Raw genomic sequence first — 22,278 nt, forward strand, 5'->3', positions numbered from 1 at the left:
GTACGCGTCAAATGTGGGTCAAGTGACGGACGGTGTCATGTCCGCGTGGTCGGGTCTCCTGCGTCGGCTGTGTCGATACCCGTCCGGGAGGTCCAAGTGTCCTTGCCCACCCGCAGCAGACGGTGGTTCACCGTCTGCGCGCTCACGGCGTCCGCCGCGCTCGTCGCGATACCCCCGACCGCCGCCTCCGGCCGCGGCGGCGCCGTCCCCTTCGGAGTCCGCGCGCTCGGCCGACTCGCCGAGCAGCGCCAGCACTCGGTGGGTGTCGTCTCCCCGCACCTGCGGGCCGATGACGACGACGGCAACGAGGCGGACGAGATCGCCGAGGGCGCGGACCAGTACGCCGAGGCCCGCACCTCACCCGGCGTCGTGGCACCGGGCGCGTACGGCGCCGCCTGGAACGATCTCCAAAGGCTCCCGCGGACCGGCGGCGGCTGGCGCCACGTCACCAGCCTGCCGTACGACTCCGACGACCCGCGCTACCGCGACATCGACTCCAACTCCAGCGGTGGATCCGGCCACGTGACCGGCCGCATGGCAGCGCTCGCGGCCGACGACGACGGCTACGTCTACGCGGGCAGCGCCGGCGGCGGAGTGTGGCGCTCGCGCACCGGGGGCGGCCACTGGCAGCCCATCAGCGACCGGCTGCCGGCGCAGTCCACCGGCGCCCTCGCCGTCGACGGAGCGGGCCGGCTGTGGCTGGGCACCGGCGAGGCCACCACCAACTCGGACGCCTACCTCGGCAGCGGTGTCTACGTCCTGGCCCACCCGCACCACGGCACGTTCTCCCCGCGCCGCAGGGTCGGCGGCGACGAGCTGGAGAGCACCACCATCCACGAACTGCGCTTCGGCGGCGGCAAGGTGTGGGCGGCCACCAGCGAAGGGGTGTGGAGCCACTCCACGAAGCGGCTGAACGGCCCCTGGAAGCTGGAGTTCGCGCCCAACCCCGACTATCTGCCCGGCGGTTCGAAGGCCGACGACCCGAACGCCCCGTACAAGAACCTCGCCAACGACATCGCGATCGATCCCAAGGACCCGTCCGAGGTGGTCCTGGCCGTCGGCTGGCGCGGTGGAGACGACTACAACGGCTTCTACCGGAAGACCGGCGGCACCTGGACCCGGATCACCAGCGGCCTCGGCGACCTCCCCGCCGACGCCGACGACGTCGGCAACGTCACCTTCGCCCGCTCGGCCGACGGCTCCCGCTACTATGCCATCGACCAGTCGCCGCACCAGCTGAACACCGATCCGGACAGCGGACTTGAGGGCATCTTCGTCTCCAAGTCGGGTTCGCCGGCCGGTCCCTGGACGAAGATCGCCGACTACAAGGGCCTGGCCGCCGACAACTCGGCTCTGACCACGGCCGGTTACATGCCCGGCGTCCAGGCCTGGTACAACCAGTTCCTCGCCGTCGACCCGAGCGACCCGCAGCATGTGTACGCCGGTCTCGAAGAGGTCTACGAGACCAAGGACGGCGGCACCACCTGGTCCACCGTCGGCCCGTACTGGAACTTCCCCTTCTCCTGCTGGAGCATCGACCCCGCCGAGCAGACCGGCGACTGCCACCAGACCACCCACTCCGACCAGCACGGCGTGGCGATCGGCCGCTACCACGGCAGGAGCTGGGTGTACGTCGGCAACGACGGAGGCGTCTACAAGCGCCCCGTCGACGGCTCCCAGGACGCCTCCGGCCACGCCACCGACTGGACGTCCCTCAACGACGGCAGCATCGACACCCTCCAGTATTACTCCGTCGGCATCGGCAGGGACCTCGACCACGGCGGCCTGTCCGTCACCGGCGGCCTGCAGGACAACGGCCAGTCCGTCCTGCGCGGCGACGACAAGGTGATGGGTTCCGACTTCGGCGGCGACGGCGGCGACACCCTCACCGACCCCGCCGACGGCTGCGACATCGCCCAGGAGTACGTCTACCTCGCCGTCCAGGTCACCCAGAACTGCGCCGTCAACGACGGCAGTTGGACCACCGACCCGAGCAAGGCCACCTCCTACGGCGTCGCCCCGCCCGACAACGCCACCAGCGAGGCCCGCTTCATCGCCCCGCTCGCGGCCGACCTGAAGGACGGCGACACCTGGATCGCCGGCGGCCGCCACATCTGGGTGCAGACCCACGGCTACGCCATCCGCAGCGGCGCGGAGTGGACCAGCGTGCACGACTTCGGCACCGGCCGGGTCGCGACCGCCGTCGCGGCCTCGGGCGGGAAGGTCTACGCCGCCTGGTGCGGTCCGTGCAACAACCAGGGCTTCGCCCGTGGCATCGCCGTCGGCAACGCGGACGGCACCGGCTGGCACGACATCAGCCTGCCCGCGGACGGGACCGTACCCAATCGCTACCTGAGCGGTTTCGCCATCGACCCGAAGAACGCCGACCACGTCTTCCTCGCGGTCAACGGCTTCTCCAGGCACTGGACCGAGGGCCCGGGAGCGGGCGTCGGCCACGTCTTCGAGTCCACGGACGGCGGCACCACCTGGAAGGACATCTCGGCGAACCTCCCCGACGTACCCACCGACTCCGTGCTGGTGACGGCGGACGGCGGCCTCGCCGTGGCGACCGACCTCGGCGTCGTCCACCGCGCGCCCGGCCACACGAGGTGGGAACGCGTCGGCAGCCTTCCGGCCGTCGCGGTGCTCCAGCTGAAGACCAGCCCGGACGGCGGCACGCTGTACGCGGCCACCCACGGTCGGGGCATCCGGGCCATCAGACTGCGCGACCTCGACTGACCGGCCCGCAGGACCGGGGAACGGGTGACCCCGGCAGCCATGGGGTCACCCGTTTCGCGCGTACGGCACCACGCTCAGGTCCAGCGTGAAGACTCCCTGCGGGGCACCCGCCACGTCCGGTGCCTTCGCGGAGACGGTCACCCGGGCGGCACCGCCCCGGGTGCCCGCGCAGCGCAGGGCGGCGTGCGCGGTGCCGTCCGCCTCCACACGCCAGCCGGTCGGGACGACGAGGGCAGGGGCCGAACTCTCCACCCCGGTCCACCGCTTGTCGTCCACGCGGGGGCGCAGCACGAGCGTGACCACCGTCCCGGGCCGTACGCACAGCTCCCGCCGGACCGGGTCACCGGGGGAGACGGCGACCTCCCCATGTCCGGCCGCGCACTTCCCCGCCGAGGGGGAGGGCGCAGCGGGGGAGGGCGGGGAAGCGGCGGTGTGCGTCGAGGGCGACGGCCCGAGCGAGCCGCTGTCCGACGGCCCCGTCCCCGCGCTCCCGCTGTCCGACGGCCCGGAGCCGCCCCCGCTCTCCGGCGCACCCGTGTGTGCCGCCGAACCCCCGCCCCCCGACGCGCCGCACCCCGCCAGCAGCACGACCACCGCGGCGGTCACCCACGCCGCACCGCACCACCGCATGCCGCCACCTCCCAGCTCGACACCCGCCCCCAGAATGCCCGGCCTCACGCCCCGTTGCGCACCGCCCGCCCCACCTCTGTGCGCAGCGCCACGAAACCGGGCAGGCCGCGTGTGGTGATCTGGTCGCGTTCGCCGGGCAGGTCCACCGCCAGGTCCCGGACGACACGGGAGCCGGGGCCGGGGGAGAGGACGACGACCCGGTCGCCGACGTACACGCTCTCGTCGATGTCGTGGGTGACGAACACGATGGTCGTGCCGTCGGCACGGTGCACCTCGAGGAGCAGGTCCTCCAGGTCCTCGCGGGTACGGGCGTCCAGGGAGCCGAACGGCTCGTCCATGAGCAGCAGGGAGGGCCGGCAGACCAGCGCGCGGGCGATCGCGACCCGCTGCTGCATCCCGCCCGACAGCTGCCGGGGATGCCGGCGGGCCACCCCGGGCAGGCCGACCCGTTCCAGGATGGCCTCGGCCTCGGCGTGCCGGGCCGCCCGCCCAAGGCCCCCGCGCCGCAACGGCAGGGCCACGTTGTCCCGGACGGTGAGCCAGGGCAGCAGCGAACGGCCGTACTCCTGGAAGACGACCGCGAGCCGCTCGGGTACACCGGTCACCGGCGTGCCGTCGACCGTGATCGTGCCCTCCTGCACGGGCAGCAGCCCGGCGATGGTCCGCAGCAGCGTGGACTTGCCGCAGCCCGAGGGCCCGACGACGCACAGCAGTTGTCCGTCGGGCACGGTGAGGCTGATGTCGTCCAGCACGGGGTGGTCGCCGTAGCGCCGGCTCACGCGGTCGAGGCGCAGCATCCCTCACCCGGCCCAGGGCTCGTACAGGGTGCCCGCGCTGCCGGTCACCCGCAGCTGGAGCAGGAACGGCCCCGAGTCGTCGCCGCGGCGCAGGGCGTGGTCGAGGGCGGCAGGCACCTCGCCGGGGCGCTCGGCGCGGGCCGCGGGGCAGCCGAAGGACTCCGCGAGCCCCGTGAAGTCGACGCCCTCGATGTCCGTACCGGGCACGCGCTCGATACCGATCCGGCGGCCCAGCGCGCGGACGGCCCCGTATCCGCCGTTGTCGAGGAGGACGTAGGTGACGGGCGCCGCGTACCGGGCCGCGCTCCACAGGGCCTGCACGGAGTAGAGCGCCGAGCCGTCGCCGACCACGCACACCACCCGGCGCCCGTCGGCGAGCGCCCGGCCGACCGCGAGGGGCAGGCCCCAGCCGAGCGCTCCGCTGCCCGTCGTGAGGAAGCCGCCGCCCAGGTCGACCGGCACGCGCGCGTGCAGGGCGTCGCGATGACTCGGGGCCTCCTCGACGAGCACCCGGTCGCGCGGCAGCCGCGCGTGCAGCAGATCGAAGACCAGCTCCGGGGTGAGAGGCTCCTCCGCGCCGCCTGCCGGGGGCGCGGGACGAGGCGGAGGCGGCTCGCGGTCCGCTTCCTTCACCAGCTCGGCGAGGTGGGCCAGCGCGGGCCGCAGCGTCGTCACGACGCTGGTGCCGGTGGGCAGCCAGGCGGCCTGCCCCGGATCGCAGTCCAGGTGGAACAGGTCGGTACCCGGCGCCAGGGGCGGCCCGTCGTCCGCCACGTGGTACGTGAACAGCGGCGCGCCCAGAGCCATCACCACGTCGTACGGCGCCAGGCGCGCGGCCAGCGGCCCGGCGACCGGCGGAAGGAAGCCCTGGAACAGCGGGTGCGACTCCGGGAAACCGGAGCGGCCGGACAGCGGGCTGATCCAGACCCCGGCACGCAGCCGCTCCGCCAGCGCCCGGACCTCGTCCAGCGCGTCCTCGTCGTCCACGCCCGGGCCGATCACCAGAGCCGGGCGGGCGCAGGAGTCGAGCCGGGCGGCGAGGGCGGCGAGGACCTCCGGGCGGGCTGTGAACGCGGAGTGCACCGTGCGGGGCACCACGGGCTCGGCGGGCCGGTCCCAGTCGTCCTCGGGCACCGAGACGAAGACCGGGCCGCGCGGATGCGTCATCGCGATCCGGTACGCCTCGGCGAGCACGGCCGGCACGTCCTCGGCCCGCTCCGGCTGGCGGGCGTACTTCACGTAGGGGCGCGGGAACAGGGCCGGTTCGTCGGCACCGAGGAAGGGCCGCAGCTGGATCAGCGAACGCGCCTGCTGGCCCGCCACGACCACCAGGGGCACACGGTCGCGGAAGGCGTTGAAGACGGCGCCGAGCGCATGCCCGACGCCGCCGGCCGAGTGCAGGCTGACGAAGGCGGCGTTCCGGGTGCCGAGCGCGTGTCCGGCCGCCATACCCACGGCGATGGACTCCTGGAGCCCGAGCACATAGGTGAAATCGTCCGGCCAGTCACGGACCATGCGCAGTTCCGTGGAGCCCGGGTTGCCGAAGACGGTGGTCATGCCGGTGTCCCGCAGGAACCGTACGACCGCGTCGCGCACTGTCGCCGTCACGAGACCCTCCCTGGGCCGATGAGCCGCCTCTCGACCGCCAGCAGACCGGTGTTGAGGAGATGACCGAGCACGCCGAGCAGCATCAGTGCGGACCACACCGTCAGCAGGTCGGAACGCGTCTGGGCGTCGGTGAGCGTGAAGCCGATGCCGTCGGCGGACCCCGGCAGCAGTTCCGAGAAGACCATCAGGATCAGGCTCAGCGACAGGCTCAGCCTGAGGCCCGCGAAGATCCGGGGCAGCGCGGACGGCAGCACCAGGAACCACAGCCGTTCGGGCCCCGTCAGCCGCAGTACCGCGGCCACCTCCAGCCGCAGCGGGTCCGTGGCCCGGGCACCCTCGGCCGAGTTGACCAGCACCGGCCATACGGCGCTGAACGCGATCGACGCCACCTGCATGGGCGTACCGAAGTCGAAGACGACGACGAACACCGGTACCAGGGCGGGCGGCGGAACCGCCCGCGCGAACTGGAGCACCGGGTTGCAGAGCGCGTACGCCCGCCGTGAGCGGCCCACCGTGATCCCGAGGGCGGTCCCGGCGACGGCGGCGAGCGTGAATCCCGCCGCCATCCGCCCGAGGCTGGGCAGGATGGTGTCGACGGCCGCACCGGTGAGGAACAGGTGGTCGAGAGGGCCGGAGAACCACAGGTCATGGGCGTGGCGGGCGATACGCAGCGGGGGCGGGAAGTACACGCTGCCGTGCGCGCGGGCGGCCGCCTCCCAGCCGGCGACGGCGGCCAGCAGCACCGACCAGCGCAGCAGCAGGGGGACGGCGGCACGGGCCGGACGGGAGCGGAACCGGGAGTCGCGCGCGGCAGGAGCGCGGCGCGTGCGGGAGCCGCCGGGAGTGCCGGCCTGGCCGGAACGGGAGCCGTCAGGGACGCGGTCCCGGCCGGTGGCGGCGCCCTCGGCGGTGCGGGGCCCGCGCGTGCGGGAGTCCTCCGGAGCACGGCGGGCCCGGCGCCGGTCCGCCGTCATGTCGGGGCCTCCTGCCGCCCCGGCCCCGACTGCCGTCGCGCGGGCGGGGCTTCGTGGGCCCACCGGAACAGCCGCCGCTCGGCCCCGACCAGCACGCCGTTGATCACCAGCCCCAGAGTGCCCGCCCACACCACGCCCGCGAGGACGTCCCGGGTGCCGTCCGTGGCCGTCTCGGCCTGGGCGATGAAGATGCCGAGCCCCTCGCCGAACCCGGACAGGATCTCCGAGGCGACGGCCAGGATGAGCGCGACGGCGGCGGAGATCCGCACTCCGGCGGCGATGAACGGGGCGGTGCCGGGCAGTTCGACCCGGAGCAGCACCGCGAGGCGCCCGAAGCCGAAGGCGCGCAGCGTGTCCTTGGCCAGTGGATCGGTCTCGGCGAGGCCGTAGACGGTGTTGAACAGCACCGGCCACAGCGACGCGTACGCGATCAGCGTCACCTCCGCCGAGGTACTCGATCCGAGCAGCAGCGACACCAGGGGGATCAACGCGACGGACGGCAAGGGCCGCAGGAACTCCACGATCGCGCGCAGAGCGGCGTCGAGGCCCGGCACCGTGCCCAGCAGAAGGCCCAGCGGCACGGCGATCGCACAGGCCAGGGCGAGGCCCAGCGCCCAGGCCCGCAGCGTGGCCCCGACGCCGTCGAGGAAGGCCCCGTCGCCCGCCAGCCGCACGGCGCGGACGAGGACTTCGGAGGCGGGCGGCAGATAGCTGCGCCGCACGAACCCGGCCCGGGCGACCGTCTCGCAGGCACCGAAGGCCAGCACCGTGCCGAGAACGCCGAGCACCAGCTCCTGACGCCGCGTCATGAGCGCAGCAGCAGCGCCTGCTCGCGCATGAGGTGGACGAGACGGCGCAGCCGCGCGGCGTCGGCGGCCACCGGATACGTGGGCAGGTGGATCGACTTGGCCTGGTCCGCGGTGACCTTGGTGTACTTCGGCAGCTCCGCGCGTACGGCACCGGGATCCTCGGCGGCGATCTTCGACGCCGCCTCGATGGCGCGCCGGAAGCCCGCCGCGGCCTTCGCGTGCTTCTGGGTGAAGTCCCGCGTGGTCACGTATCCGCTGGCGGGCAGGGAGCGCGCCGGCCCCGAGCCGCCGTCCAGCAGCACCCGGGCGCCGAGCTCGTCCTGGATCGCGGTGTCGAAGGGCTCGACCGCGTGGACGGCGTCCACCTGGTCCCGTTCCAGGGCGGGACCCATCTGCGGGAAGAGGATCTGCCGGTAGACGGGCCGGCCGACGCCCTCGGCGTCGAGGATCGCGTTCAGGGTCAGCGACTGGATGTTGTTGAGGACGGCGACGGCGACCTTCTTGCCCGCGAGGTCGGCCGGCGTCCTGATCCCCGAGTCCTTGGACACCAGGACGTCCATCATGTGCGGGGTGATCCGGACGCCCTCGGCGAGGATGCGCAGGTCCAGGGTGCCCTTCTCGTACGCCTGGAGGTAGGTGACGTAGTTGGCGCTCGCGATCACGCTCACCTGGCCCTTGAGCAGCGCGGGCAGCGCCTGGATGCTCTGCTGCACGGGCCGGATGTCGACGTCCAGGCCCTCCTTGGCGAACAGTCCGCGGTCCCGGGCGAGGTAGAGCGCGGCCGAGTCGGTGAGCGGCACCGCCGCCACGGTCAGCCTCTGCCGCCCGTCGTGGGAGCGGGAGCCCGCGCCGCTTTCGCAGCCCGCGAGGGTGAGTGTCAGGGCGGCGATGGCCGCCGCGAACCTGGTCCGTAGCGATCGTGATCGACATAACGCCATACGGGCATGCCTACCTCGCAATTGTCATGATCGCTACATGCGAACAGAGGGTTTCACCGGCCTTTGGAGAAAAGCGCACTCGCGTCGGGCGGCCCTCGGGGACGGGTCGGGGTGGCCTGGTGAAAACCGATCGGTTTACGATGTGGGAAACCGATCGGTTTCATTCTTGTGGAGGCTGTCATGACCAAACTCGCGAACTCCGTCGCCCTCGTCACCGGCGGCAGCCGGGGCCTTGGCAAGGCGCTGGTGGAGGAGCTGTACGCCCGGGGCGCCGGCAAGGTCTACGCCACCGCCCGCGACCCGCGCACCATCACCCACCCCGACGCCGTCCCGCTGGCCCTGGAGGTCACCGATCCCGCCTCCGTCGCGGCGGTGGCCGAGCGGGCGCAGGACGTGACCGTGCTGATCAACAACGCCGGAGCGGCCACCGGCGCCCGTCTGCTCGACGCGCCGCTGGACGCCATCCGCACGGAATTCGAGATCAACTACTACGGCCCGCTCCTGCTCACCCGCGCCTTCGCGCCGGTCATCGAGCGCAACGGCGGCGGTCACATCCTGAACGTCCACTCCGTGCTCTCCTGGCTCTCCGACGGCAGCGGCTACAGCTCCACCAAGGCGGCCATGTGGTCGCAGACCAACGGCCTGCGCCTGGAGCTGCGGCCCCGCGGCATCGACGTCACCGGACTGCACATGGGGTACGTCGACACGGACATGACGGCGGGCATCGAGGCGCCGAAGGCGAACGCCCACGACATCGCCGTGGCCGCGCTCGACGGAGTCGAGGCGGGGGCGTACGAGGTGCTGGGCGACGACATCACCCGCTGGGCCAAGGGTGCCCTGTCCGGCGACGTGGCCGCCATGTACGAGCAGTTCGCCGCGTAGCCGCCGACAGCCGATCCCGCCGAGCCGGGAAGACGCCACCGGCCCGGCGGGCTCCGGCGGGAGACCGGACACGCCCCGCCCCGCCGGGCACCCGCCGGCCTGTCCGGTTCTCGGCCCCCGGCACTCTCCGCGAACCCGGCGCTGCCCTTAGATGGACGCAGCCAACACGGTCGGCGGGAACGGAGTGTGACGCGGATGACGGCGACGAGCGTCCTGGTGGTAGGCGGCGGAATCGCGGGCACGGCGGCAGCCCTGGGTCTGGACAAGGCGGGTTTCGACGTCACGGTCCTCGAGTCGCACCCCGACGCGGCCGAGGATCTCGGCGCCTTCCTGACCCTGGCGAGCAACGGCATGCGCGCCCTCGCCCAGCTCGGCGCCACGGACGCGGTCACGGCCGTCGGTTTTCCGCTGACTTCGCTGCGCCTGCTCGACAGCCAGGGCGCCGAGCTGACACAGGCACCGCTGGGCGAGGCGGACGACCCGGCCCTGCGCTTTCGCTGCCTGCGGCGCGGCGAGCTGAACTCGGCCCTGCAGGCGGAGGCCGTCCGGCGCGGCATACCCGTGCGCCACGGCACCCGGCTGGTGTCCGTGGCACACGGCCCCGACAGCGTCACCGCGCGCCTCTCTGACGGGGACACCGTCACCGCGGACCTCCTCATCGGCGCGGACGGCCTGAACTCGACCGTGCGCCGGCACGTCCTCGGCTCCGCGCCGCAGCCCCGGTACGCGGGCCAGCGCGTCTTCTACGGCTACACGCACGAAGCTCCCGTGACCGACGGCACCGGCGTCATCACCATGGTGCGCGGCAGCGGAGCCGCCTTCGGCTACGCCTCCTCGCCTGCGGGGGAGACGTACTGGTTCGCGCGCGTCGCCGGCGACCCGCTGCCCGCCGACGGGCCGGCCTACCGCATGGCCGCCGACCTGCGCGACGAGCTTCTCACCGTCCTGCGCAAGGACTCCACTCCCGCCGCCGACATCGTCGCGGCCCGCGCCGACCGCATCATGGTCACCAACGCCACCGAGATGCCGCTCGGCACTCCATGGCACTCGGGCCGGGTCCTCATCGTCGGCGACGCGGCCCACGCGGCCTCCCCGGCCACCGGGCAGGGAGCCTCGATGGCCCTGGAGGACGCCGTCGTCCTCGCCAAGTCCCTGCGGGACACCCCCGATCCGCACCGCGCGTTCGCCGTCCACGAGCGGTACCGCCGCCCGCGCGTGGAACACAACATCACCGTCAGCGGCGGCATCTCCCGCGGCACCCGCACCCCTTCACGGGATGCCGCCGCGAATCCCGGCGCCCGGCGCGAGGACGACGCGCTGATCCGTCAACTGGCCTGGGACGTACCGCTGGAGACCGCCGCCGACGGCCCGGACTGAGCCGCGCACCGCCGCGAAAGTGCAAGAGGCGGAGCGGGGGAGTCCATTGCCGGAGGAACCGCGGAGCCGGATCGTTCGGGTGCATCCGGCCCTTCGGCAACAAGGAGCACCCGTGCGACTCTTGAGCAGAGCAGGCGGCGCCATGGCCGTCGCCGTCGCCCTGGCCCTCGGCGGCGGCACCGGAGCCCCGGCCTCCGCCGTCTCCCCGGCCAGCGACGCGACGTACAGCGTGACCGTGGGGACGCCCGTACCGTTCACCCACCCCACGGACACCCCCGCCGTCCCCTACCTCGACCGGGACGGCACCTTCCACTACCAGCAGTCCGCCGCCCTCTACGGCGCCAAGGACCCGCGGACCTGGGACTTCTACACCGGCAGGGACTTCGACAGCGCCACCTTCGACAAGGCGCTGAGCAAGGCCGTCAACCCCGCCAACGCGGACGACCGCAACGACGACACCACCTGGCGGTGCGACAACAGCCCCACCGGACGCGAGGCGACGTACCCGCCGGCCGGCTCGGGCTACGCGCACAAGAACTACTGCGACCTGTCGGGCGTGTGGGTCGACCCCGACACCGGTGACTGGTACGGCCTGGTGCACAACGAGTTCACCCCGCAGCCCTTCGGCGACGGACTGCACTACGACGCCATCGACTACACCGTCTCCACCGACCGCGGCCGCACCTGGACCATCAAGGACCACGTCATCACGTCCCCGTACAGCACCGAGCGCGGCGACACGGCGGCCTTCCCACACCAGACGTACTCCTACGGCGACGGCGACCAGCGCCTCTTCGTGGACACCGCCTCGGGTTACTTCTACGTGTATTACGGCTCCCGGATCGTGGACAAGAACGGCGGCTGGAAGGCGTTCTACGAACACGTGGCCCGCGCCCCGATCTCCGCGAAGATGGCGCCCGGGTCCTGGCAGAAGTGGTACGACGGTGCCTGGTCCCAGCCCGGCAGCGGCGGCCGGGAGAGCAACATCGTGCCCGTCGACGCGGACCACCCCACCGGCTACACCCCCGTTTCCGGCGAGTACGACCCGGCCAACACCGGCACCGCCGCCGAGCAGATCGCGGCCGGCAAGATGCCCTCGACCTCGCCGCTGTTCGTCATGAACATCGCCTACGACGCCTACCTCGGTCTGTACATAGGCGAACCGCAGGCCGTCGACCAGAGCGGCGACTCACCGCAGTACTTCTACGCCACCGACGACCTGGCCTCCCAGAAATGGCACCTGATCGGCGACACCGGCGGATACACGAACGCCTCCTGGTACCGCTGGTTCCTCGATGGTGCCAACCGGACCAGTTCCACCGTCGTCGGCAGGACCTTCCGCTCCTACTGCTCCTTCGGCTGCTCCCACGACGCCTCCGGCGAGTACGTCGACGTCACCATCGACTCCGCTCGGCCCGCCGCCCCGCCGGTGGACACCACCCGCCGCTACCGCATCGCCGCCGGCACCGGCCGGGTCCTCGCCCAGGCATCCAGCGGCTCCACCGCGACATCCCTCGCGTCCCCGACCGGCGCTGCCCGGGAGTCCTGGACCTTCACGCCCACAGGCGACGGCGCCTTCACCGTCGCCAACGCCGCGAGCGGCCGACTGCTGGGCGTCGACTCCGCCTCCACCGGCGGCCGAGCCTGGGGCGCGAGGCTCACCGTGACCGCGGCACCGGCCGGCGGGCCGGCCGTCGGCCGGCAGTGGTTCCTGATCCGCGGCGCCTCCGGCGACGGCACCTACCGTCTCGTCAACCGCTACAGCGGCCTCGTACTGGCTCTGTCCGGCACCGCGGCCCACCGCGCCGAGACCACCCCGGCACGCAACTGGACGGACACGAGCGGCAGTTCCGTCGGCGGCGGCCGGACCGCGGCCCAGCAGACCCTGACCCTCACCCCGACCGGGCCCGGAGCCTAAGCTGCTCGCATGCCGATCATCAACGGGGAGTCCGACGCCCACCTGGCCCTCAGGGCCGCGCAGGCGGGCGCGGACGTGGTGCGCGACATGTACGGGGGATCGCTCGCCCGCATCGAGAAGTCCGCCGGTGACTTCGCGACGGCGGCCGACCTCGCGGCCGAGAAGACCATCGTCGACCTGCTGCGCGCGGCGCGGCCCGAGGATGCCGTGACCGGGGAGGAGAGCGGCAGCACCGGCACCGAGGCGGCGCGGCGCCGCTGGCTGGTCGACCCGCTGTGCGGCACCCTCAACTACGCGGTACGGAACATGCTGGTGGGGGTGAACGTGGCCCTGCGGGTGGGCGACGAGATCACGGCGGCCGCGACGGCCGACCCGTTCAGCGGCGAGGTGTTCTGGACCGACGGGCACCGGGCCCGGGTCCGGCTGGACGGCACGGACGAGGAGCTGACGCCGTCGGCGGACTCCGCGCTGGTGGACGTCAACCTCGACCCGCCCTTCCCCAACGCCCCCGGCTTCCAGGCCGCCCGGCTGCTGGCGGACCCGCGGTTCGTACAGCGGTTCCGGCCCCGGGTGGTCTCCACGACCCTCGCGGTCGCCTGGGTGGCCGCCGGCCGCCGGGCCGCGTACGTCACCGACGGCGATCTGCGCGACAGCGTTCACTTCTCGGCGGGGATCGCCCTGTGCCGGGCCGCAGGCTGCACGGTGACCGGCATCGACGGCCGGCCGCTGCACACCGGTGCGGGCGGGCTGATCGTCGCCGCCGACAAGGAGACCCACGCCGCGCTGCTGACGATGGCCGAGGACCGAGCCGGTCAGCGGGCTTAGCACGACGGGCCTTCGGAGGTCTTGACTTCCGAAGGCCCGTCGCGCGCCGACCCGCAGGTCTCCTCTTCACGGTCAGAGACACCAGGATCCGCCTGCCGGCGGCGGCCACGCCCGGCACCCCTGGCCTCGTGAGCGGCCGACCGGCTCAGTCGCGCGCCGGGGCCGCGGCCTCCCGGCTGGAGGGCAAGGACTCCAGCCGGGAGGCCGACCCGTCGCCGGCCCGCCGGCGCCGGAGCAGCAGTCGTCTGGCCGGGCGTTCCACCGCCTCGTACAGGAGCCAGGACAGCCCCAGGGACAGACCGAAGACGACGGCGGTGACCCCCACGCCCGTGAGGACGCCGAAGTGCGGCTTGGTGCCCAGCAGGTTCGTGCCCGCGCGCAGGACCAGCAGATGGATCATGTAGAAGGCGAACGACAGTTCACCCAGGCGTACGAGCCGCCGATGCCGCCACAGGGACGGCAGCCCCTGCAGATCCGCGACGGCCGCCGCCGGGATGAGCAGAGTGAACCCGGCGAGAGTGCAGGCCGTGGCGGAGAATCCGGGCGTGACCTGCGGGACGAAGAAGTAGCCCATGATCGCCAGGGCCAGCGACGCCTCCAGCCCCGGCCCACGCCACCGGCCGAGCAGCACCAGCCGTGCGGTGACGGCGCCGAGGACGAACTCGGGGAGGCGGGCGGCGGGGAAGGAGTAGACCGGCTGGTCCAGCCAGTGATGGGCGTCGGCCCAGGCCAGCACCACCACCGCCGCGACCGAGAGGCCGCCCAGCGCGATGGAGCCGCGGGCGCCGAGCCGGCGCAGCAGCAGGATCAGCAGCGGGAAGGAGGCGTAGAAGAACGCCTCGCAGGCCAGCGACCAGCTGACCGGGTTCAGCGTCTGCCACCAGGGGTGCCACCAGGAGTGCAGCAGCAGGGCGTTGGCCAGGGTCTGCTTGGGCGTCGGGTTCCCCTGATGGGCGAGCGTGTACGTCATCAGGAGCGCCACGGCCAGGGTGACCAGGTGTACCGGGTAGACCCGCGCGATGCGCCGGCGCCAGAAGGCGAGCGCGCGGTCACGTGGCCGCGCGGACCAGGTCAGCACAAAACCGGACAGCACGAAGAAGAACGACACTCCCGTGGCACCAGCCCCGAACGCCCAGAACACGATGCTGCCGGCGCCGCCGGTGAAGTAGCCGAAGTTGTTGACGTGCAGTCCGAACACCAGCAGGGCAGCCATCCACCGGAGCCCGGTGAGGGACGGCAGGGAGGGCAGCGCGGTGGGCGGGGAGGACCGTCCGGAACCGTTGGCCGTGCCTGTTCGTGCGGGCGGCGTCCGGTTCGCCCGGGTCGTCGCCGTGGTCATCCAATCACCTGCCGCTGGAAGTTCGCGTGGGGTATGAAGGCAAAGGCTGCCCGTTGCGCCCCTGTCCATCACGTCACTTTGTAAACATCACACTGCTGCCGAACGACGCCGCCCCCGCTGTGCCACGGACGGACCGACGCCATGCACCCGTACGAGTGAGGGGGCCTGTTGACCGCCCGGCCGGCGATCCGTGCGGGCGCCTCCGGGCGTGTCCAGGGCCTGGCCGGACACGGCCGTACTGCACTTCGCCGCCCGAACAAAGCCGACACACCGGCCTTGTCGGTCGCGCCGGGACCGTGCGCCGTGCGGTCTCCCGCCCTCAGCGCTCGGTGGCGCTCCTCGGCCCGGCCGCGACTTTCGCCGCACGATGCCCTCCCTTCGGCCCCGCGCCGTAGACCATCGGGGGACGGCGCGGGCGAGCCCGGTGCCGCCAGGGTGACCGTATGCAGAAGTTTCATGATCGTACACAGAATACCGACAGGACCCACCGCGACAGCGAAGGGGTCAACCGCGCCCAGTTCCTGGCCGGATTGGCGTCCGCCGCGCTGCTGCCGGCGGGCACGGCCCGGGCGGCGCGGCGGTGGCACGGACTGCGCCACCGAGGCGTGGTCTACACCGTCGGCGCGGGCGAGACGCCGGCCACCGGCTTCCGGCCGGCCCGGATGCGCAGGGACATCCGCGCCATCCGCGACGAACTGCACGCCGACACCGTGGACGTCACCGGCGACGGCGTGGAGCGGCTGACGGCCACCGCCGCCGAGGCCGCGGAGCGGGGCCTGCACGTCTGGCTCCAGCCGACGCTCGGTGACGTCCCCGAACGGGACATCCTGGAGCACCTCGCCGAGACCGGCCGCTTCGCCGAACGGCTGCGCCGGCAGGGTGCGAGCGTCGACTTCAGCGTGGGCTGCGAGTTCTGGCTGTACGTGCCGGGCATCGTCCCGGGCGACACGGTGATGGAACGTGTGCAGAACCTGCTGGACGGCAAGGTCGACCCCGTCAGGATGCAGCGCCGCCTGGACCGCTTCACGGCCGAGGCGGCCGCCGTGGGCCGCTCCGTCTTCCGCGGCCGGCTCGGCTACGCGGCCGCCCAGGACGACCACGTCGACTGGCGGCTCTTCGACATCGTCGGCATCGACTACTACTCGTGCTTCCCCCGCCGCGCCGACCACGTGCGAGAGCTGCGCCGGTACCTGCGCTGGGGCAAGCCGCTGGCGATCACCGAGTTCGGCACCTGCGCCTACGTCGGCGCCCCCGAGACCGCCGGCATGGGCTGGAACATCGTCGACCACGACAAGCACCCCGAAGAGATCAAGGGCGACCCGGTCCGCAGCGAACGCACTCAGGCCGATTACCTCGTGCAACTCCTCGACGTCTTCTCCTCGATGGGCCTGTACGCGGCGATGGCGTACGAGTTCGTGACCCCCGACGCCCCGCACCGCCCCGGCGATCCCCGCCACGACCTCGACCTGGCGTGCTACGCGATCACCAGGACCATCGAGGACCGCCCCTTCGACCCCGCCTCCCGTCGGCACTGGGAGCCCAAGGAGGCCTTTCACGCCCTGGCCCGGCGGTACGCACGGGACGCGCGCCGCGGCTGACGCGCCGGCTCCCGGGCCGCGCTCACCCGTTCGAAGGATGCCTCGGCTCGGCGCGCGGCGGGGCGGGATCCACGGCTCCATGATGCGTCCGTGACCGCGTGCGCCCCGGTCCGTCCGCCCGCCCCCCGCCGGGCAGAGCCGCGCACGGGTGAACACCGGCCGACGACACGAGACCAGAATTGCATCGTTCGTTTTCTTGAATCTCTCGTGTTTATGAGGGTAGGTTCGACCCATGAGCGCATCCCCGACTCCGACCACCGCCGAGGAGCTGCGCGGGGTCGGCCTGCGGGTGACGGCCGCCCGTGTCGCGCTGCTCGAGACCGTCCGCCACGGTGATCATCTCGATGTCGAGACGATCGCCTCCGGCGTACGCGACCGCGTGGGCCACATCTCCGTCCAGGCCGTCTACGAAGCGCTCCACGCACTCACCGCGGCCGGACTCGTACGCCGAATCGAGCCGCCGGGCAGTCCGGCCCGGTTCGAGGGACGCGTCGGGGACAACCACCACCATCTCGTGTGCCGGTCGTGCGGCGTCGTCGTCGACGTCGACTGCGCGGTCGGTCACGCGCCCTGTCTGACCGCGGCCGACGACCGTGGCTTCGCGATCGACGAGGCCGAGGTCATCTACTGGGGCCTGTGCCCCGTCTGTTCCAGCGCCGCTACCGCAGCACCGTGAACCCCTCAGTTCGGAAGGATTCCCCCATGTCTGAGAACACCCCTGCCGAGGCGAAGTGCCCGGTCGCACACGACCGTGCCGCGCATCCGACCCAGGGCGGCGGGAACCGCCAGTGGTGGCCGGAGCGGCTGAACCTGAAGATCCTTGCCACGAACCCGGCCGTGACGAACCCGCTCGGTGAGGAGTTCGACTACGCCGAGGCGTTCAAGGCGCTCGACCTGGCCGCCGTGAAGCAGGACATCGCCGAGGTGCTGACCACCTCGCAGGACTGGTGGCCGGCCGACTTCGGGAACTACGGCCCGCTGATGATCCGTATGGCCTGGCACAGCGCCGGCACCTACCGCATCAGCGACGGCCGCGGCGGCGCCGGCGCCGGCCAGCAGCGCTTCGCCCCGCTCAACAGCTGGCCGGACAACGGCAACCTCGACAAGGCCCGCCGTCTGCTGTGGCCGGTGAAGAAGAAGTACGGCCAGAACATCTCCTGGGCCGACCTGATGATCCTCGCGGGCAACGTGGCGCTGGAGGAGATGGGCTTCCAGACCTTCGGCTTCGGCGGCGGCCGCGAGGACGTGTGGGAGGCCGAGGAGGACGTCTACTGGGGTCCCGAGAACGTCTGGCTCGACGACAAGCGCTACACCGGCGACCGCGAGCTGGAGAACCCGCTCGGCGCCGTCCAGATGGGTCTCATCTACGTCAACCCGGAGGGCCCGAACGGCAACCCGGACCCGATCGCCGCGGCCCGCGACATCCGTGAGACCTTCCGCCGCATGGCGATGAACGACGAGGAGACCGTCGCCCTCATCGCCGGTGGCCACACCTTCGGCAAGACCCACGGCGCCGGCCCGGCGGAGAACGTCGGCCCCGAGCCCGAGGCCGCCCCGATCGAGGCGCAGGGCCTCGGCTGGGCCAGCACCCACGGCTCCGGCAAGGGCGGTGACGCCATCACCTCCGGCCTCGAGGTCACCTGGACCGCCACGCCCACCCAGTGGAGCAACGGCTTCTTCAGGAACCTGTTCGAGTACGAGTACGAGCTGACCGAGTCCCCGGCCGGCGCCAAGCAGTGGGTGGCCAAGAACGCCGAGGCCATCATCCCCGACGCGCACGACGCGTCGAAGAAGCACCTCCCGACGATGCTCACCACCGACCTGTCGCTGCGCTTCGACCCGGTCTACGAGCCGATCTCGCGCCGCTTCTACGAGAACCCGGCCGAGTTCGCCGACGCCTTCGCCCGCGCCTGGTACAAGCTGACCCACCGTGACATGGGCCCGAAGTCGCTGTACCTCGGTGCCGAGGTCCCGCAGGAGACCCTGCTGTGGCAGGACCCGCTGCCGCAGGCCGAGGGCGAGACCGTCGACGCCGCCGACATCGCGTCCCTGAAGGCCGAGCTGCTCGGCTCCGGCCTGACCGTCTCGCAGCTGGTGTCCACCGCGTGGGCGTCCGCCTCCACCTTCCGCGGCAGCGACAGGCGCGGCGGTGCCAACGGCGCCCGGATCCGCCTGGAGCCGCAGCGCGGCTGGGAGGCCAACGACCCCGACCAGCTGCGTCACGTGCTGAGCGTCCTGGAGGGCATCCAGCGGGAGTTCAACTCCGGCGCCAAGAAGGTCTCCCTGGCCGACCTGATCGTCCTCGGCGGTGCCGCCGGGATCGAGAAGGCCGCCAAGGACGCCGGCTTCGACGTGGAGGTCCCCTTCACGCCGGGCCGCGTGGACGCGACCGAGGAGCACACGGACGCCGAGTCGTTCGCGGCGCTGGAGCCGGCCTGGGACGGCTTCCGCAACTACGTCGGCAAGGGCACCCGCCTGCCGGCCGAGTACCTGCTGCTCGACAAGGCGAACCTGCTCACCCTGAGCGCCCCCGAGATGACGGTCCTCGTCGGCGGCCTGCGCGTCCTGGGCGCCAACTCCGGCGAGTCCAAGCACGGCGTCCTCACCGACAAGCCGGGCACGCTGACCAACGACTTCTTCGTCAACCTGCTCGACATGGGCACGACCTGGAAGTCCACCTCCGAGGACCAGCACACCTTCGAGGGCCGCGACGCCGCCACGGGCGAGCTGAAGTGGACCGGCACCCGTGCCGACCTCGTCTTCGGCTCCAACTCCGAGCTGCGTGCGCTCGCCGAGGTCTACGCGAGCGACGACGCGAAGAAGAAGTTCGTGAACGACTTCGTCGCGGCGTGGGTCAAGGTGTCGGACCTGGACCGGTTCGACCTCGTCTGATCAACTCTCCGAAGGCGTCCGGGCCGACCCTCAGGGGCCGGTCCGGACGCCTTCGCCGTGCCCGGGCGCCTTTCCGTGCACCCGTCGAGGCAGCGGTGGCCGCGAGCCTCAGCGGCCCAGCGCCGCCGCCCCGGCCTGCGCGTACCTCTCGTCCAGGTCGCCGGACGGGGCGCCCGCGACGCCGATGCCCGCGACCGGGGCGCCCTGGGCGGTCACCGGGGCGCCGCCCGCGAGGAACAGCGTGCCCGGGATGTCCTTCAGGTTCGGCGCCTGCTCCAGCCGCTTGGTCAGCTCGGACGTGGACGCGTTCCAGGACACGGCGGTGAACGCCTTGCGCTCGGCGGACGCGTACGACTGCGGTCCCGCCCCGTCGCCGCGCAGGGTGACGAGGGTGTTGCCGTCGCGGTCGACGACGGCCACCGACACCTGCCGGCCGTCCTTCTCGGCGGCGTCCACCGCGGCCTGCGCCGCCTTCGTGGCCGCGTCGAGGGTGAGGTGCCTGCTCTCGGTGAGCTTGCCGGGCCGGACGGCCACGGTGGCGGGCGCCGCGCCCGTGGAGTCGGCGGCACTGGCGGCGACCGTACCGACGACACCGGCACCGGCGACGGCGAGCACGGCGCCGCCGACCAGGACGCGGGTACGGCCGGCCGGCTTCTTGCGGCTGGGCATGACGAAGACCCTTCTGGAGGCGGGATCAGGGGGCCGAGCGGCTCCCGTACCGATCCTCGGCCCGGATCCGGCGGCTGCCCGTCGACGGACCGGTTGCCCCGGGGGTCATCCGATCGGGTGACCCCCGGATGTCCCGGGCCAGGGAACAATGGAGGGTGTTTGCCCAGTTCAGCGCCATGACGAAGGAGAAGGCACCGGTGGTCACGCCCGAACGCGACGACCCCCGTGCCCTCACCGTCGTCATGCACACGGCGTTCTTCGTGCTGTTGGCCGCCTCCCTCACCCGCTACCTCGCCCGGCACGCCGACGGCCCGCGTACCCCCTGGATCATCGGCCTGTCCGTGCTGCTGGCGACGCTGTACGTGCTCGGCCCGGCCCTCGGCCCCCGCCCCGCCCCGCGCCGCCTGACCTGGCTGGGCGTGGTGGTGGCGACCTGGGCGTTGCTGGTGGTCCTGGCGCCGAGCTTCGCCTGGTGCGCCGTGCCCCTCTTCTACACCGGCCTGCGCACCCTCCCGCCGCGCGCCGCGATCCCGCTGGTGGCGCTGCTGACGGCGCTGGCGGTGGCGGCCCAGCTGAGCCTCGCGGGCTGGCCGGACCCCAACGTCCTGCTCGCGCCCCCGGCCGTGGCCGCCGTGGCCACCACCGTCCACGTCGTCATGCAGCGCCAGTCGGCCCGCCGTGACGCCCTCATCACCGACCTGGTCCGCACCCGCCGCGAACTCGCCGCCACCGAGCGTCGCGAGGGCACCCTCGCCGAACGCGAACGGCTGGCCCGCGAGATCCACGACACCCTCGCCCAGGGCCTGTCCAGCCAGCGGATGCTCCTGCAGGCCGCGGACCGCCTGTGGGACAGCGCCCCGGACACGGCCCGCGACCACGTCCGTTCGGCGGCGGCCATCGCCGAACGCAGCCTCGCCGAGGCCCGCCGCTTCGTCCACGACCTGACCCCCGCCGACCTCGCCGAGGGCGGCGGCCTGCTCCAGGCCCTGCACACGATCGCCGAACGCGAGACGACGACCACCCTCACCGTCCGCGTCCACACCGAGGGCACCCCGCCGGCCGCCCTGCCCGCCTCCGTCGAGTCGGCCCTGCTGCGCATCGCCCAGGGTGCCCTGGCCAACGTCCGCGAACACGCGGCCGCCACGACGGCGACCCTGACCCTGACCTGCCTGGACGACCAGATCGTCCTGGACGTGACCGACGACGGACGCGGCTTCGACCCCGCCACGGCCCCGGCAGCCGGGGAACGCGGCCACGGCCTCCCCGCCATCCGCGCCCGCCTGCGCCAGCTGGGCGGCACCCTGACCATCGAGTCGGCGCCGGGCGAGGGCACGGCCCTGTCGGCCGCGATCCCGCTGGAGCCCAGATGACCGGCACGACCGGTGGCAACCCCGTGCGCATCCTGGTCTGCGACGACCACGCCGTCGTACGCGCCGGACTGCTGGCCCTCCTGCACAGCGCTCCGGACATCGAGGTCGTCGGCGAGGCCGGCAGCGGGGAAGAGGCGCTGGCGCTGGCCCGCAGGACGAGGCCGGACGTCGTCCTGATGGACCTCCAACTGGGCAGCGGCATGGACGGTGCGGAGACCACCCGCCGGCTGCGAGCCCTCGCCCCGGCCCCGTACGTGCTGGTCCTGACGACCTACGACACCGACGCGGACGTCACCCGCGCGATCGAGGCCGGAGCCACCGGCTATCTGCTGAAGGCGGAGCGCGCCGAGGACCTCTTCACCGCGATCCACGCCTCCGCCCAGGGCCGGCCCGCCCTCTCACCCCCGGTCGCCGACCGCGTCCTGGCCCGCCTGCGCAGTCCCCGCCCCGCCCTCACCCCCCGCGAACGCGAGATCCTCGCCCATCTCTCCCAGGGGCTGTCCAACCACGCCATCGCCCGCGCCCTGTACATCAGCGAGGCCACGGTCAAGACTCACCTGCGTCGCATCTACGACAAACTCGGCGTGGACACGCGGGCGGGCGCCGTGGCGGTGGCGAAGGAGCAGCGGCTGCTGCCCTGACACGCCCACCGCTGCCGCCCCTGCTCCGGGCCTCAGCCGAACAGGTTCCGTACCCGGATCGTCTCGACGCGTCGCCAGATGCCGCCGGGCAGCAGGAGCCAGTCGCCGGCCGTGCCACGGGCACTCGACCGCGGCGGACCGCCCGTCGCCCGCGGTGCCGGGACCCGCGTCGTGCCGCGTGCCGGCTGCCGGTCGCGGCCGTGGGAGCGTCCCGTCCGTCGCCGGGCTCGGGCGCGCCTGCTCACGGCCCCTCCCACGGGCGGCGTACCCGG

Annotated in this window: 18 protein-coding genes; 10 read left to right on the forward strand and 8 right to left on the reverse strand. The window is 72.9% G+C overall.

The features are described 5' to 3' along the window. Window positions 1-96 precede the first annotated feature (96 nt). Complete coding sequence (locus AVL59_RS18285; RefSeq protein ID WP_067305538.1) at window positions 97-2,739, forward strand: beta propeller repeat protein; 2,643 nt, start codon at window positions 97-99, stop codon at window positions 2,737-2,739. Between the two features lie 45 nt (window positions 2,740-2,784). Here the strand turns inward: AVL59_RS18285 and AVL59_RS54355 are convergent, their stop codons facing one another. From AVL59_RS54355 to AVL59_RS18315, 6 genes are read right to left on the reverse strand one after another with little or no spacing between them, the layout of a single operon-like run. Beyond that, window positions 2,785-3,369 (reverse strand): hypothetical protein, encoded by a 585-nt coding sequence (locus tag AVL59_RS54355; protein ID WP_237281540.1) that lies wholly within the window; start codon window positions 3,367-3,369, stop codon window positions 2,785-2,787. Between the two features lie 44 nt (window positions 3,370-3,413). Further along, window positions 3,414-4,166, reverse strand: a complete 753-nt coding sequence (locus tag AVL59_RS18295; protein WP_067305541.1) for an ABC transporter ATP-binding protein — start codon at window positions 4,164-4,166, stop codon at window positions 3,414-3,416. A 3-nt stretch (window positions 4,167-4,169) separates the two neighbouring features. After that, window positions 4,170-5,774, reverse strand: a complete 1,605-nt coding sequence (gene mdlC / locus AVL59_RS18300) for a benzoylformate decarboxylase (protein WP_079146768.1) — start codon at window positions 5,772-5,774, stop codon at window positions 4,170-4,172. Next, a complete protein-coding gene (locus AVL59_RS18305) occupies window positions 5,771-6,748 on the reverse strand; it encodes an ABC transporter permease (protein ID WP_261340674.1) in 978 nt (325 codons plus the stop codon). Before AVL59_RS18305 ends, mdlC begins: the two co-directional genes overlap by 4 nt. Beyond that, window positions 6,745-7,557, reverse strand: a complete 813-nt coding sequence (locus AVL59_RS18310) for an ABC transporter permease (RefSeq protein WP_067305544.1) — start codon at window positions 7,555-7,557, stop codon at window positions 6,745-6,747. The genes AVL59_RS18305 and AVL59_RS18310 overlap by 4 nt, the downstream gene beginning before the upstream one ends. Then, a complete protein-coding gene (locus AVL59_RS18315; RefSeq protein ID WP_067305547.1) occupies window positions 7,554-8,495 on the reverse strand; it encodes an ABC transporter substrate-binding protein in 942 nt (313 codons plus the stop codon). The genes AVL59_RS18310 and AVL59_RS18315 overlap by 4 nt, the downstream gene beginning before the upstream one ends. Before the next feature lie 180 nt (window positions 8,496-8,675). Here AVL59_RS18315 and AVL59_RS18320 point away from each other — a divergent pair, with 180 nt between their 5' ends. From AVL59_RS18320 to AVL59_RS18335, 4 genes are all read left to right on the forward strand, one after another. Beyond that, window positions 8,676-9,377 (forward strand): SDR family oxidoreductase, encoded by a 702-nt coding sequence (locus AVL59_RS18320; protein ID WP_067305550.1) that lies wholly within the window; start codon window positions 8,676-8,678, stop codon window positions 9,375-9,377. 195 nt (window positions 9,378-9,572) lie between these two features. Next, window positions 9,573-10,754, forward strand: a complete 1,182-nt coding sequence (locus AVL59_RS18325) for an FAD-dependent oxidoreductase (protein ID WP_067305553.1) — start codon at window positions 9,573-9,575, stop codon at window positions 10,752-10,754. 112 nt (window positions 10,755-10,866) lie between these two features. Then, entirely contained in the window at window positions 10,867-12,672 is a 1,806-nt protein-coding gene (locus tag AVL59_RS18330) for an RICIN domain-containing protein (RefSeq protein WP_308281814.1), read from the forward strand. Between the two features lie 9 nt (window positions 12,673-12,681). Beyond that, a complete protein-coding gene (locus AVL59_RS18335) occupies window positions 12,682-13,497 on the forward strand; it encodes an inositol monophosphatase family protein (RefSeq protein WP_067305559.1) in 816 nt (271 codons plus the stop codon). 145 nt (window positions 13,498-13,642) lie between these two features. Here the strand turns inward: AVL59_RS18335 and AVL59_RS18340 are convergent, their stop codons facing one another. Continuing rightward, entirely contained in the window at window positions 13,643-14,836 is a 1,194-nt protein-coding gene (locus tag AVL59_RS18340) for an acyltransferase family protein (RefSeq protein WP_067305562.1), read from the reverse strand. 443 nt (window positions 14,837-15,279) lie between these two features. Here AVL59_RS18340 and AVL59_RS18345 point away from each other — a divergent pair, with 443 nt between their 5' ends. The 3 genes from AVL59_RS18345 (at window position 15,280) to katG (ending at window position 19,326) form a co-directional block, all read left to right on the forward strand. Continuing rightward, complete coding sequence (locus AVL59_RS18345; protein ID WP_067305564.1) at window positions 15,280-16,434, forward strand: abortive phage infection protein; 1,155 nt, start codon at window positions 15,280-15,282, stop codon at window positions 16,432-16,434. 232 nt (window positions 16,435-16,666) lie between these two features. After that, window positions 16,667-17,110: a Fur family transcriptional regulator gene (locus tag AVL59_RS18350; protein ID WP_067305567.1), complete on the forward strand. Its 444-nt coding sequence runs from the start codon at window positions 16,667-16,669 to the stop codon at window positions 17,108-17,110. Window positions 17,111-17,136: 26 nt separating this feature from the next. Beyond that, the gene (gene katG, locus AVL59_RS18355; RefSeq protein ID WP_067305570.1) at window positions 17,137-19,326 is read left to right on the forward strand and encodes a catalase/peroxidase HPI; all 2,190 of its coding nucleotides are present in this window, start codon (window positions 17,137-17,139) and stop codon (window positions 19,324-19,326) included. 108 nt (window positions 19,327-19,434) lie between these two features. Here katG and AVL59_RS18360 read toward each other — a convergent pair whose 3' ends face one another. Next, complete coding sequence (locus AVL59_RS18360; protein ID WP_067305572.1) at window positions 19,435-19,995, reverse strand: GlcG/HbpS family heme-binding protein; 561 nt, start codon at window positions 19,993-19,995, stop codon at window positions 19,435-19,437. Window positions 19,996-20,171: 176 nt separating this feature from the next. Between AVL59_RS18360 and AVL59_RS18365 the strand changes: the two genes are divergently transcribed. Further along, window positions 20,172-21,365 (forward strand): sensor histidine kinase, encoded by a 1,194-nt coding sequence (locus AVL59_RS18365; protein WP_067305575.1) that lies wholly within the window; start codon window positions 20,172-20,174, stop codon window positions 21,363-21,365. Further along, window positions 21,362-22,006 carry a response regulator gene (locus tag AVL59_RS18370; RefSeq protein WP_067305578.1) on the forward strand — a complete coding sequence of 215 codons (645 nt, stop codon included), beginning with the start codon at window positions 21,362-21,364 and terminating at the stop codon, window positions 22,004-22,006. The genes AVL59_RS18365 and AVL59_RS18370 overlap by 4 nt, the downstream gene beginning before the upstream one ends. Window positions 22,007-22,278: the final 272 nt, after the last annotated feature.

The sequence above is a fragment of the Streptomyces griseochromogenes genome, assembly GCF_001542625.1.
In the GTDB taxonomy this organism is placed as follows: domain Bacteria; phylum Actinomycetota; class Actinomycetes; order Streptomycetales; family Streptomycetaceae; genus Streptomyces; species Streptomyces griseochromogenes.

What these genes read in the sequence shown, in the direction of transcription:
- AVL59_RS54355 (WP_237281540.1), bottom strand. Translation starts at nt 3,369, where the DNA reads ATGCGGTGGTGCGGTGCGGCGTGGGTGACCGCCGCGGTGGTCGTGCTG.
- AVL59_RS18295 (WP_067305541.1), bottom strand. Translation starts at nt 4,166, where the DNA reads ATGCTGCGCCTCGACCGCGTGAGCCGGCGCTACGGCGACCACCCCGTG.
- AVL59_RS18305 (WP_261340674.1), bottom strand. Translation starts at nt 6,748, where the DNA reads ATGACGGCGGACCGGCGCCGGGCCCGCCGTGCTCCGGAGGACTCCCGC.
- AVL59_RS18310 (WP_067305544.1), bottom strand. Translation starts at nt 7,557, where the DNA reads ATGACGCGGCGTCAGGAGCTGGTGCTCGGCGTTCTCGGCACGGTGCTG.
- AVL59_RS18315 (WP_067305547.1), bottom strand. Translation starts at nt 8,495, where the DNA reads ATGGCGTTATGTCGATCACGATCGCTACGGACCAGGTTCGCGGCGGCC.
- AVL59_RS18320 (WP_067305550.1), top strand. Translation starts at nt 8,676, where the DNA reads ATGACCAAACTCGCGAACTCCGTCGCCCTCGTCACCGGCGGCAGCCGG.
- AVL59_RS18325 (WP_067305553.1), top strand. Translation starts at nt 9,573, where the DNA reads ATGACGGCGACGAGCGTCCTGGTGGTAGGCGGCGGAATCGCGGGCACG.
- AVL59_RS18335 (WP_067305559.1), top strand. Translation starts at nt 12,682, where the DNA reads ATGCCGATCATCAACGGGGAGTCCGACGCCCACCTGGCCCTCAGGGCC.
- AVL59_RS18340 (WP_067305562.1), bottom strand. Translation starts at nt 14,836, where the DNA reads ATGACCACGGCGACGACCCGGGCGAACCGGACGCCGCCCGCACGAACA.
- AVL59_RS18345 (WP_067305564.1), top strand. Translation starts at nt 15,280, where the DNA reads ATGCAGAAGTTTCATGATCGTACACAGAATACCGACAGGACCCACCGC.
- AVL59_RS18350 (WP_067305567.1), top strand. Translation starts at nt 16,667, where the DNA reads ATGAGCGCATCCCCGACTCCGACCACCGCCGAGGAGCTGCGCGGGGTC.
- katG (WP_067305570.1), top strand. Translation starts at nt 17,137, where the DNA reads ATGTCTGAGAACACCCCTGCCGAGGCGAAGTGCCCGGTCGCACACGAC.
- AVL59_RS18360 (WP_067305572.1), bottom strand. Translation starts at nt 19,995, where the DNA reads ATGCCCAGCCGCAAGAAGCCGGCCGGCCGTACCCGCGTCCTGGTCGGC.
- AVL59_RS18365 (WP_067305575.1), top strand. Translation starts at nt 20,172, where the DNA reads ATGACGAAGGAGAAGGCACCGGTGGTCACGCCCGAACGCGACGACCCC.
- AVL59_RS18370 (WP_067305578.1), top strand. Translation starts at nt 21,362, where the DNA reads ATGACCGGCACGACCGGTGGCAACCCCGTGCGCATCCTGGTCTGCGAC.